General features: G+C 44.5%; 8 protein-coding genes and 1 riboswitch. Of the genes, 5 read left to right on the forward strand and 3 right to left on the reverse strand.

All coding sequences use genetic code 11. From position 1 onward, the window contains the following. Window positions 1-88 precede the first annotated feature (88 nt). Both PSU78_RS09450 and metE read right to left on the reverse strand, forming a co-directional pair. Window positions 89-2,887 carry a ribonucleoside-diphosphate reductase subunit alpha gene (locus PSU78_RS09450; RefSeq protein ID WP_300387367.1) on the reverse strand — a complete coding sequence of 933 codons (2,799 nt, stop codon included), beginning with the start codon at window positions 2,885-2,887 and terminating at the stop codon, window positions 89-91. A gap of 208 nt (window positions 2,888-3,095) precedes the next feature. Continuing rightward, window positions 3,096-3,342: riboswitch (cobalamin riboswitch) on the reverse strand. Window positions 3,343-3,671: 329 nt separating this feature from the next. Next, on the reverse strand, window positions 3,672-5,960 hold the full coding sequence (gene metE / locus PSU78_RS09455) for a 5-methyltetrahydropteroyltriglutamate--homocysteine S-methyltransferase (RefSeq protein ID WP_300387369.1): 2,289 nt from the start codon (window positions 5,958-5,960) through the stop codon (window positions 3,672-3,674). 109 nt (window positions 5,961-6,069) lie between these two features. Here metE and PSU78_RS09460 point away from each other — a divergent pair, with 109 nt between their 5' ends. Next, window positions 6,070-6,981, forward strand: coding sequence for a LysR family transcriptional regulator (locus PSU78_RS09460; protein ID WP_300387371.1), 912 nt, complete (start codon window positions 6,070-6,072; stop codon window positions 6,979-6,981). 31 nt (window positions 6,982-7,012) lie between these two features. Here the strand turns inward: PSU78_RS09460 and PSU78_RS09465 are convergent, their stop codons facing one another. After that, window positions 7,013-7,504, reverse strand: a complete 492-nt coding sequence (locus PSU78_RS09465) for a GNAT family N-acetyltransferase (protein ID WP_300387373.1) — start codon at window positions 7,502-7,504, stop codon at window positions 7,013-7,015. A 269-nt stretch (window positions 7,505-7,773) separates the two neighbouring features. On the opposite strand from PSU78_RS09465, the gene PSU78_RS09470 reads away from it, so the two are divergent. Genes PSU78_RS09470 through PSU78_RS09485 form a run of 4 tightly spaced genes read left to right on the forward strand, consistent with a single transcriptional unit; the run spans window position 7,774 to window position 12,621 of the window. Continuing rightward, the gene (locus tag PSU78_RS09470; RefSeq protein ID WP_300387375.1) at window positions 7,774-9,267 is read left to right on the forward strand and encodes an efflux transporter outer membrane subunit; all 1,494 of its coding nucleotides are present in this window, start codon (window positions 7,774-7,776) and stop codon (window positions 9,265-9,267) included. An 11-nt stretch (window positions 9,268-9,278) separates the two neighbouring features. After that, window positions 9,279-10,622: an efflux RND transporter periplasmic adaptor subunit gene (locus PSU78_RS09475; protein WP_300387376.1), complete on the forward strand. Its 1,344-nt coding sequence runs from the start codon at window positions 9,279-9,281 to the stop codon at window positions 10,620-10,622. Continuing rightward, on the forward strand, window positions 10,619-11,404 hold the full coding sequence (locus PSU78_RS09480) for an ABC transporter ATP-binding protein (protein ID WP_300387378.1): 786 nt from the start codon (window positions 10,619-10,621) through the stop codon (window positions 11,402-11,404). The genes PSU78_RS09475 and PSU78_RS09480 overlap by 4 nt, the downstream gene beginning before the upstream one ends. Then, window positions 11,404-12,621: an ABC transporter permease gene (locus PSU78_RS09485; protein ID WP_300387380.1), complete on the forward strand. Its 1,218-nt coding sequence runs from the start codon at window positions 11,404-11,406 to the stop codon at window positions 12,619-12,621. Before PSU78_RS09480 ends, PSU78_RS09485 begins: the two co-directional genes overlap by 1 nt. Window positions 12,622-12,698: the final 77 nt, after the last annotated feature.

Below are 12,698 nucleotides of genomic sequence, written 5' to 3' on the forward strand. Positions count from 1 at the left end.
TGTAGGAGCGACTTTTAGTCGCGAAAGCAATTTACTCCTCGCTCAGTATTGCTATTCGGGGCTGCAAGCCCCTCCTACAAAAAACAAGTTATTGGCAAGATTCGCATTCTGGATTGTCGATACTGCACATTTTCGGCGCTTCTTCTAAGCTGGACGAAACTGCATTCAACTCCCCACCTGAACCTGTTGATTTCTCTGCGGCTGTTGCACCCAGTGAACGCAAGTAGTAAGTGGTTTTTAGGCCACGTTGCCAAGCTAGCAGATAGGTATCATTCAGTTTTTTGCCAGATGGAACGGCAAAATACAGGTTGAGTGATTGCGCTTGGTCTATCCATTTTTGGCGACGCGCTGCGGCTTCAATTAACCACGTTGGGTCAACATCAAACGCCGTTGCGTAGAGCTGTTTTAAATCAGCAGGTACGCGGTCGATTTTTTGTAAAGAGCCATCAAAGTATTTTAAATCAGACACCATGACCGCATCCCAAAGTCCGCGCGCTTTTAGGTCAATCACTAGTTGCTCATTCACAATAGTAAACTCGCCAGATAAGTTAGATTTAACGTATAGGTTTTGGTACTCAGGCTCAATGCTCGCAGAAACGCCAACAATGTTAGAAATAGTTGCCGTTGGTGCAATAGCCACACAGTTAGAGTTGCGCATACCAACCTTTTGAATGCGGTTGCGTAAAGCATCCCAGTCTAGCGTTTTGCTTCTATCTACCTCTACATTGCCGCCACGTTCATTAAGTAATAAGTCTAATGTGTCTAGCGGCAAAATACCTTGGTCCCACAAGCTGCCTTTGAAGCTTGAGTAGGCGCCACGCTCTTCTGCTAACACTGTTGAAGCGTAATAAGCGTTGTAGCACACCATTTCCATCGCGCGGTCTGCAAACTCCACTGCTTCCATACTGGCGTAAGGAATGCGCATTGCGTGCAAGCAGTTTTGAAAGCCCATGATGCCCATGCCTACTGGCCTGTGGCGAGTATTAGCGTTGCGTGCTTTACCCACTGGGTAAAAGTTAATGTCCACTACGTTGTCTAACATACGCATGCCGATTTTAATGGTGGCTTGCAACTTGTCGTTATCTAGCACTAAGTTGCCGTCAACTTCAGTTAAATGTTGTAATAAGTTCACAGAACCCAAGTTACATACGGCAATTTCCGTTTCTGATGTATTTAGCGTGATTTCTGTACACAGGTTTGAGCTATGCACCACGCCCACATGTTGCTGTGGAGAGCGAATATTGCATGGATCTTTGAATGTAATCCAGGGATGGCCTGTTTCAAACAACATAGAAAGCATCTTGCGCCACATTTGCAGCGCAGGAATTTTCTTAAAGAGTTTGATTTCGCCATTTTCGGCACGGCGTTCATATTCTACGTAAGCCGTTTCAAAGGCTTTGCCGTATTTATCATGTAAATCAGGTACATCAGAGGGTGAAAATAGTGTCCAATCGCCAGCCTCAGTCACGCGGCGCATAAATAGGTCTGGAATCCAATGCGCAGTATTCATATCGTGTGTGCGGCGACGGTCATCACCCGTGTTTTTGCGTAAATCTAAAAACTCTTCAATGTCTAAGTGCCAAGTTTCTAAATAGCCGCATACAGCACCCTTGCGTTTGCCACCTTGATTAACTGCAACAGCCGTATCGTTCACTACTTTTAAGAATGGGATAACGCCTTGGCTCTTGCCGTTTGTGCCTTTGATGCGCGCACCGAGTGAACGCACTGGTGTCCAGTCATTACCTAAACCGCCTGCGTACTTCTGCAACATGGCATTTTCTTTAATACCTTGGTAAATGCCGTCTAAATCATCGCTCACAGTCGTTAAGTAGCAAGAAGAAAGCTGAGAGTGAAGGGTGCCAGCGTTAAATAAAGTGGGTGTTGAGCTCATAAAGTCGAATGTGCTCAATACATTATAGAACTCGATTGCACGGCTTTCTCGGTCAATTTCATTAATCGCTAAACCCATCGCTACGCGCATGAAGAAAATCTGTGGCAATTCGATGCGGCGCTCTTCAATATGTAAAAAGTAGCGGTCATATAGGGTTTGTATGCCTAAATAACCAAATTGAAAATCACGCTCTTTTACCAAAGCTGCCGCTAGTTTAGTTAAGTCAAACTGCGCTAAACGTTGGTCTAGCAATTCTGCAGCTATGCCCATTTTGATGTAGCGCGGAAAATACTCTACGTATTGCGTGTCCATCTCAGCATGGCTAATACGCTCGCCTAAGACCTCTGCACGTACTAAATCTAGTTGTAAACGTGCAGTCACATAATTGTAAGCTGGCTCAGTTTCAATCAGGCTCCGGGTCGATAAAATTAACGCCTTATAGACTTCTGTAAAGGGTATGCCATTGTATAAATCACGTACCGCTTGCTCAACCACTAGTGAAGGCTCAACATCATTTAAATTTAAGCAAGCCTCACTCACCATTTCATTGAGTTGATTAATGTCGAGGGGAATTAATTTGCCATCAATATTCACACTCAGCATATGAACAGGTTCGGCAGATGGGTGGCTCGCTTTTTCAGCCGCACGTTCAGCGTTGCGTTTTTCACGGTAAAGCACATAAGCACGTGCTACATCGTGGTTGCCGTTGCGCATAAGTGCCAACTCTACTTGGTCTTGAATATCTTCAATGTGAATTGAGCCGCCAGCAGGTAAGCGACGCATTAGTGCGCTATTGACTAATTGGCTTAATGTAGCGACTTGGTCACGCACGCGTTGCGAGGCGCCACTTTGGTTGCCTTCAACCGCCAAAAATGCTTTAGTGATAGCGATAGAGATTTTATCGAGTGTAAATTGAACTGCAGCGCCATTGCGACGAATGACTTGTAATGTAGGTAAAGATAAGTCTGTATTAACAGAAGGTCTGACATCATCCATTTGGTTATTCCCTTTTTCAAAAAGGGCAGGTAGCTTTAAAATTGGCGCGACTTGCTGACATATAGTCTGCACAAATATTAAAAACAGCATGGCGAATAGTGAATGCATCAATAGTGAATGCACTAGTCATCTGCCGAGGACACCCCGCCTCAAACGTTATAAAAATATTTTTACGCGCTTTTGCGATGATTAAAATTAACATCGTAAAAGGCACAAAAACGCACACGGCAGGTCTCCTGGCTCTCAGGTCATCGTTCTTTGTTGGCCTTCCCAAATTGACAATATCCAATTCAGTGGCAAGTGCTTTTTAAACAAGCGTAACAAATAACTCGCTGATTACAGTTGCGGGGGCAGCTATGGCATAAGTATTTGAAAGTAGACTCAAACACCGCACCGTATTCCCTTTTATCTTACGTTTTGACTAAAACGTAAGAACCGTGTGACAACACTATAGCGCAATATAGATGATTTTTTCAATATAAAAACACTATATATTGATATTATTTTTTAATTTTGTTTTATGCGATTGTTTTATATGGGATTTTTATTCCATTATTTACGTCATTCCCACTTAGGCGGGAATCCAGGTAGTGTGCCTGTCTAGCTTGATATTTTTAGTGCTAATAATGTGTATATTCATCTTTATCTAGCCATTTAAAAAGTATGTTGCATTAACGAAATAAACAAACTCACCTGAGATTATGGCTTGCCTAGATTCCCGCCTACGCGGGAATGACGGTCTAGGTTAAATACTAAAGTAGGGAAGTAAATGTAGATTAATAAGTTACGCCAATTGCTTACGTAAGCCTTTCGCCACGGCTACCATGTTTTCTAGTGCCGCTTTAGTTTCTGGCCAGCCACGGGTTTTTAAGCCGCAATCAGGGTTAATCCATAAGCGTTCTACGGGCACCACCTCAAATGCACGTTTCATGAGTTTTTCCATCGCCTCAACGGTTGGCACGCGAGGTGAGTGAATATCATAAACACCTGGACCAATGTCGTTAGGGTATGCAAACTCACCAAATGCATCTAATAATTCCATGGCTGAGCGCGAAGTTTCAATGGTAATCACATCAGCATCCATCGCTGCGATTGCAGGCAAAATATCATTGAATTCTGCATAACACATATGCGTATGAATTTGCGTATCGTCACGTGCAATACTGGCGGACAACTTAAATGCTTTTACCGCCCATGCTAAATATTGCGCCCATGCCGCTTTTTGTAATGGCAAACCTTCACGCAACGCAGGTTCATCAATTTGAATAATCGCAATGCCAGCTTTTTGCAAGTCTTCAACTTCATCGCGTATTGCAAGTGCTATTTGCATCGCGGTGGTTTCTCTGGGTTGATCATCGCGAACAAAAGACCATTGCAATATGGTGATAGGGCCTGTGAGCATGCCTTTAACTGGGCGACTTGATAGTGATTGCGCAAAGATTGCCAAGTTTACTGTCATAGGATTTGGTCTATACACATCGCCATAAATGACGGGTGGTTTTACGCAGCGTGAACCGTAACTTTGTACCCAACCATTTTGTGTAAACGCATAACCAGCTAGTTGCTCGCCAAAAAATTCCACCATGTCATTTCGTTCTGCCTCACCATGCACCAGCACATCTAAGCCAATGGCTTCTTGCTGAGCAATGGCGTAAGCAATATGCGACTCCATCTCAGCATCATAGTTAGCTTGACTAATATCGCCCTTTTTAAAAGCCGCGCGTGCTGCACGAATATCAGGCGTTTGTGGAAACGAGCCTATCGTTGTTGTAGGTAAAAGCGGTAAATTCAAGCGCGCTTTTTGGGCTCTAGCACGCAACTCAAAAGTACTTTCACGATTTTCATTGAGTGTATTAAGTGCGGCAATCCGTGTTTTTACATTGGCATCGTGTACTCGGCTTGACTGATTGCGTGATGCAATTGCTGCACGTGAAATAGCTAATTCTTCTGCGACTGAATCCACACCATTATTCAATGCTTTGGCAATAATGCTGAGCTCAACAATTTTTTCATCGGCAAAAGCTAACCATGATTTAATCTCAGCGTCTAACTTAGTCTCATGTGCGAGTGTCACTGGGGTATGCAGTAATGAGCAGCTTGGTGCAATCCATAAGCGGTCGCCCAGTCTATTCACCCATGGGTCTAAAAATGCGAGTGTTTTGTCTAAATCGTTACGCCATATATTACGGCCATCAATCACGCCAGCAGATAATACCCAGTGACTTGGTATCGCATTAACCCAAGGCCCTAATTGCTCTGGTGCGCGCACCAAGTCAATATGGATACCATCCACAGGTAAGCTAGTAATAAATGCCTGATAGCGCGATACATTGGCAAAGTAAGTGGTGAGCAATAGTTTCGGGCGAGACGTTCTAAACCAAGCGTAGGCACGGTCAAAGGCTTTCAGCCAAGCATCATCTAAATCTAAAGCGAAAATAGGCTCGTCAATTTGTAACCATTCAATTTTACGCAGCTGTAACTCTTGTAATAAATACACATATTGTTGTGCTAGCCCATCTAATAAATCTAGTTTATTAATGCCACGGGCTTTACTTAAATATAAGAAACTCACTGGCCCGAGTAATACGGGCTTCACGTTTTTGCTGATTTTTTGTGCTTCATCTAACTGGCTTAAGAAATCATGTACGTTGATAGAAAACTGCGTGTCATTGGCCAGTTCTGGCACAATATAGTGATAGTTCGTATCAAACCACTTAGTCATTTCCATTGCAGGTTGCTCTAAGTTACCGCGAGCGAGTGCAAAATAGGCGTTTTCTGGAGAAGCGTTCACTTCACCAAAAGGTTTTTTATTGAAGCGTTTAGGTTGTGCGCCAAACAACACAGAATGATCCAACACGTGGTCATATAGTGAAAAATCGTTACTGGTGATAAAAGTCAAGCCAGCGTCTTGTTGCTTCTGCCAATGCTCGGCACGTAAAGTTTTAGCGGTCTCTTGTAGGGTATTTGACGGCACTTCTTTACGCCAAAATGATTCCAGTGCAAATTTAAGTTCACGCTTTGCACCTACGCGTGGGTAGCCCAAGATATGCGCCTTAATATTATTTTTTGTCATGTGCTAAGCCTTATTCAATGTAAGGCATGCATTTTCTAACTTGCAAATATTTTAATAAAGCGAAAGTTTTTGTGATAAATTTGAATTAAATTCATACCTAAAATTTATTATGATAGAAATTCGCCATCTAAAATCACTTAAAGCTATCGCAGAAACAGGCAAATTAGGGCTAGCGGCCGAGCGTGTATTTTTAACGCAATCTGCGCTCTCGCATCAGATTCGTGGATTAGAAACGCATTATGAAATCACCTTATTTCAGCGTAGTCCGCAAGGTTTACGCTTTACGCCTGCAGGTCAGCGCCTGTTAGATTTAGCTAACGAGTTATTACCGCTGATTGAAAAATCAGAGCGTGATTTAATTCGGTTAAAAAGTGACCAGTCTGGCGAATTGCGCATAGTGTTGGAATGCCACACTTGCTTTGATTGGCTCACGCCAGTGATGGACGCGTTTAGGCGTGCATGGCCAGAGGTTGAGCTGGATTTAGTCGCAGGATTTCATAGCGACCCGTGGCAGTTATTGCGTGAAGGTAAAGCTGACATCGTAATAGGCGGGCTGCCAGAAAAAATGCGAGACTTGCGCCAAGCACCATTATTCAAGTTTGAAATAATGGCGGTGTTGCCACTGGATAGTAGCAAAGGTAATAAGTCGCGATTAGCCGCAGAAGATTTTAGCAATGAAACCTTGATTACTTACCCCGTACCTGAAGAGCGCATTGATATTATTCGCCATGTGCTTAAGCCCGCTAATATTGTATTTACTAGACGAACCGCAGAATTAACCGTTGCTATTATGCAACTTGTAGCAAGCCGCAGAGGGCTAGCCGCCTTACCAAGTTGGGGTATCAAAAGCTATGTTGATCACGAATATGTGCTTGCTAAATCAATAGGTAAAAATGGTTTATGGTCTGAGTTGCATGCAACTTGTACCGCAGAAACGATGTTACGCCCTTACACCTTAGACTTGGTGAATATTATTAAGCAGACCTGCGCAGAGAATCTAAGCGGTATTAAGCTGCTATAACGCAATGCGCTTACTCAAAGTGTAGAAAGTGTTATTTAGCTGGTGTAATTGTTTTGTTGTAAGTATAAAAAACATCATCGCGCACCCAGCCTAAAGATTCATATAATGACTGAGCTTTCAAGTTGGTTTTTGCGGTGGTTAAGTCTAGTCGAGCATAGTCATTGTTGGCAGCATAGTCATGTGCGGCAAGCATCAGCGCTTTTCCAGCGCCAGATTTTCTGATATCTGCATCTACAAATAAATCATAAAGTACGCAGATAGGCGAAGCGATGACCGAGCAAAATGTTGGGTATAGCTGACAAAAGCCAATCAGCTTTTGTGAATGGTTTTTATTATCAGCGGTTCCAGCTACAGCATCTTCTGCAACAAAAATAACAGAATCTTTTTTGCTAAGTCTGTCTTGTAGAAAGCGCCTTGCAAGGCCAATGTCCGATGCCTCTTCATAAAATTCACGGTACGCGTTAAATAGTTCAACAAGCTGTTCAAGGTCTTCTAAGTGAGCGATTCTAATTTTTATAGTCATGATATTTTGAATTTAAATAGGTACGTAAAACAGTTAATCATTGTAAGAAGTTAAGCTAGAGTAATCCATAAGAATAATCAAGGTGTGAGCCTAATTGCGAACTTAGTTGCGAACTTACTGTGATTTAGCCTATCTGTCTTAGTTAATATGCTTTTACCCAGATTTACACGGATTTACTATTTAGCCTATTCTATTTTTTCTGCATGTGGTCATAATAGATTCAACATTTTTAACAAAACTTAAAGAAAAACCATGAATGTTTTAACCCTATGAATGTTTTATTAGATCATCACAAAAATTCTTACCAAATAAATCGCTTAGGCGATCACCAAAGTAAGTACAGGTTCGGCTTAATCTGTTTGGCCAGCCTGCTGCTGACACTCAACGGCTGTGCGCTGCTTCACCCCAGCCATCCTGAGTCCGCAAAAACTGAAGTGCCTGCGAAGTGGTCAGCGGATGACGCAGTGGCGGCTTCAAATTCAACCTCGCTCAATCATTGGTGGCAGCGGTTTAATGATCCGCTTTTGGTGAACCTTGTGCAGCAGTCTTTGCAGAGCAATACCAGTGTCAATAGTGCAAAGTCAGCACTGCAAGAGGCACGTGCCTTGCGCGATGTGGCAGCAGCTACTTTGTTGCCAACGCTTGATACCTCAGCATCTGCTGGAAGAAGTAAATCTGGAAATAATAGTGCAGTGAATAATTTTTCTGCTGGCTTGGATGCCAGTTGGGAGTTGGATATTTTCGGTGCAAATCGAAGCGGGCTTTCTGCTAGTGAGGCAACTGCTCAGGCGAGTGAGGCGAGTTTAGGAGACATTCAGGTGTCAATCGCGGCTGAAGTGGCGCTTAATTATATTTCCTTACGCAATGCTCAGGCACGATTAGCGATTGCAAATAGTAACTTAAGCAGTCAGTTAGAAACGCTACAAATTACCGAGTGGCGCAATCAAGCAGGCTTAGTGTCCTCTTTAGATGCAGAACAGGCGAGGGTTTCGGCAGAGCAAACACGCGCCAATATCCCCGTATTGCAAACCTCTGTTGCGCAGTTTAGCCATGCGCTTGCCGTGCTCACTGGTCAGCCGCCTGCTAATTTATTACAACAATTATCTGTAGTCAGCCCAGTACCGCAGGCCGCGAATGACTTGGCTTTAAATTTTCCCGCTGAAACTTTACGTCAGCGTGCCGATGTGCGCGCTGCTGAGTATAGAGTGGCTGCTGATTTGGCAAAGCTGGCACAAGCGGATGCGGCACGTTTACCAAACTTCTCGTTGAGTGGTTCTTTAGGCTTAAGTGCGCTCACTTTAGGTTCTTTGACTAGCGGTTCTTCTGTAGTCAGTTCATTGCTGGCGAATGTCGCGATGCCATTATTTGATGGAGGTTCTAGGCGCGCTAAAGTACGCGCTCAAGAAGCCGTATTGGAACAAACACGTTTAAGTTACAAAGCGACCGTGCTAACTGCGCTGCAAGAAGTGGAGGATGCCTTGGTTGCCTTACGTGGCGATATTCAGCGTGTATCTCGCCTGAAACTAGCTTCGGAATCTGCTGGCAATGCTGCACTTTTGGCGCGTCAACGTTACGATAGTGGGCTGGCTGATTTTCAGACCGTGCTTGAAACGCAACGCTCTTTATTAAGTACGCAAGACAGTGTCGCGAGTGCAAATGCCGATGTAAGCTCAGACCATGTGCGCCTCTATAAGGCTTTAGGCGGTGGTTGGCAAGCAAGCGAGGCTGAAATAACAACATCACTTACTGAAAAAACGAAATGAATTTACCTCCTATGACCACAAATAATGCTTCCACTGAATCTACTAATTCTAAAGATAACTCAATCGTTGATATTGCGACTTTGTTAGATGAGCCAGCAAAAGTGGCTTGGTATCGCCGTTCAAGTTTGTGGGGTGGATTGGCGCTGCTTATAATCATTATTGTAGGCTATTTTTATTGGCAGGCTGAGCGTGCGAAGGAAGCCTTACCCAAATATACAACGCAAGAAGTCACGCGTGGCAACTTAACCTTAAGCGTCACTGCTAATGGCACCATCCAGCCGACACGTTCTATCAATATTGGTAGTGAACTTTCAGGTACTGTGCGCAAGGTGAACGTTGATGTGAATGATGTGATTAAGAAAGGTCAGGTATTGGTAGAGCTTGATACTTCAAAATTAAGTGATCAGGTGTTGCGTTCAAAAGCGTCTTTGGCAGCAGCGATTGCCAAAGTTGCGCAGACCGAAGCAACAATAAAAGAATCCGCATCCTCCTTGCAAAGGTTGGAAGAGGTGTCTCGTTTATCAGGTGGTAAAGTGCCGTCTAAATCTGAGCTTGATACGGGTCGTGCTACCTATGACAGAGCCGTAGCGGATGACATGAGTGCGAAGGCGGGCGTCAATGATGCACGTGCTGCATTATCAACAGACCAAATTAACTTAACTAAAGCCTCAATAGTTGCGCCTTCAGATGGCATCATCTTAACGCGTGCAGTTGATCCAGGTAATGCTGTGGCGGCTTCTTTGCAAGCAGTCACATTGTTTACGATGGCGGAAGACTTGACTAAATTACGCCTTTGGGTGTATGTGGATGAAGCGGATGTTGGCTCGGTTAAGTTAGACCAGGATGCTACTTTTACTGTGAGTGCTTATCCAACTCGTAAGTTTCCAGCACGTATTACGCGAGTAGGTTTTGGTTCTACCATTACGGATAACGTAGTGACTTACCTGACTTATCTAGATGTTGATAATACTGACCTTAGCCTACGCCCTGGTATGACAGCGACAGCCACGATTAAAGCTAAACAGGTGAGTGATGCCTTGCTAGTACCTAACACCGCGTTGCGCTTTACCCCAGCCTCTGATGATTCTGACAAATCCGCATCAGCGAATAAAAAAGGACTCGCTACTAGCTTAATGCCAAGTATGCCACGCAATAAGAGTAACCGTAAATCTGGGGCTGAAAGAGCTAATATAGCCTTAGCCAAGCAAGTATGGGTGTTGCCTAAAGATGGCGGCGCGGCAATAGCCGTTGCTGTGAAACCTGGCATTAGCGATGGTCATATGACAGAGATAGTCGGTGGTGATTTAAAGGTTGGCATGCAAGTGATCACTGATCAGAAGGTGGTTGCACAGTGAGTGAGCCCTTAACCAAGCAACCTCTAGCAGAGCAGCCACTGATACAGCTCATAGATGTTAAGAAAACTTATGGCTCAGGCTCAACGGAATTTCTTGCCTTAAAAGGCATTGATTTAAGTATCTATGCAGGTGAGTTTGTCGCCATTATGGGGCCAAGTGGTTCGGGTAAATCTACCGCCATGAATATTCTTGGCTGCTTAGATAGCCCAAAATATGGCCAGTATTTATTTAAAGGTGCGCATGTAGAAGATTTAACTCGCGACCAGCACGCGCGGCTCCGCAGACGCTTTCTTGGTTTTGTTTTTCAAGGTTTTAATTTACTAGCGCGAACCACCGCTCAAGAGAATGTAGAACTGCCATTACTTTATCGTGGTGATGATGCTAAAAAGCGGCAGATAGCCGCTAGCAAGGCATTGGCCGCAGTGGGGTTGACTGGTTGGGAGCATCACACACCTGCAGAACTTTCGGGCGGTCAGCAGCAACGGGTTGCCATTGCACGCGCCATTGTGACTGAACCAGCGGTATTACTAGCCGATGAACCCACAGGGAATTTAGACACGCAACGTAGCCATGAAATTATGGCGCTTTTAGTAGCACTCAATAGAGACCAAGGCATTACCGTGTTAATGGTGACACATGAGTTAGACATGGCGGCATATGCACATCGAATAGTGACTTTTGTCGATGGAAAAATTGCAAAAGATGAGGTGAATGCGCATCCTACAATGCCAAAATTGGCTGATTCAACTATGTTAGATGTCAATTCGACTGAGGTTATTTAATGTTATTAAGTGTATTCATGTTAGCTTTGCGCTCAGTCAGGCGCAATTTATTAAGGTCGTTTTTGACCATACTTGGCATTGTGATTGGGGTTGCCGCCGTGATTACCATGGTGACATTAGGTAATGGCGCTACCCAAGCCATTAAGACGCAAATATCAAGCCTTGGTACTAATTTGTTAATGGTAAACCCTGGTCAACGAGGACCAGGCGGTGGTGGAGGCGGAGGTGGCGTGCCACAGTTCACCGAGGCAGATGCTGTTGTCATACAGTCGGAAATTGGTGGCGTTGCTGCGGTAGCTCCGCAAGGTCGCAGTAGCGTCAATGTGATCGCTAATGGCCGAAATTGGCCTAGCACGGTTTACGGCAGCACGAATGCATGGTTTATTACAGGCAATTGGAAGTTAGCAAGCGGCCGTGTTTTTGACCCTGATGAACAAACTGCTGGAGCAGCCGTTTGCGTGATTGGTGAAACGGTACGCCGAGAGTTATATGCCGGCTCAATCGGGCTGACAGGCCTTGGTGAGCAATTACGCATTAAGCAGTTTTCATGCACAGTCGTGGGTATTCTGGCGGCTAAAGGTCAAGGCGGAATGGGCGATCAAGATGATCTAGTGCTTCTGCCACTGCATACGCTTCAACGCCGTGTGACGGGTAGTTTGAAAGTAAGTACGCTGATGGTTTCAATGGAAGACGGCCGAGATAGTGGTCCATTAAAAGCCAGTCTGCGAGATTTACTGCGTGAACGCCGCAAACTCGCCGAGAGCGATGACGATAATTTTAATATTTTCGATACGCAACAACTCGCCGAAACACTTGCGAGCACGACCAAAGTAATGACCACGCTACTCGGCGCAGTGGCCGCGGTTAGCTTACTGGTAGGCGGCATTGGCATTATGAATATCATGCTAGTCAGCGTTACAGAACGTACCAGAGAGATTGGTCTGCGCCTTGCGATTGGCGCGTTAGAGCGAGAGGTTTTGTTACAGTTTTTGATTGAGGCGGTAGTGCTGTCAGCATTAGGTGGCATCATAGGAATCATCATTGCTGCTATGGCCTCTTATGTGCTTTCTATGGTGATGAATATACCGTTTATTTTTGATGTCACCACCAATATGATGTCGTTTTTATTTTCTGCTGGTATTGGCGTGCTGTTTGGCTACTTTCCAGCAAGGCGCGCTGCGCAAATGGACCCGATTGAGGCGTTAAGGCATGAGTAGATGATGGCACTTTTTTACTAACTCCTTTAGGTAATTGCATGCCAGCAATGCTATGTAGGAGCGACGCCTCGTCGCGA

The sequence above is a fragment of the Methylotenera sp. genome (assembly GCF_029945705.1).
Classification (GTDB): Bacteria; Pseudomonadota; Gammaproteobacteria; order Burkholderiales; family Methylophilaceae; genus Methylotenera.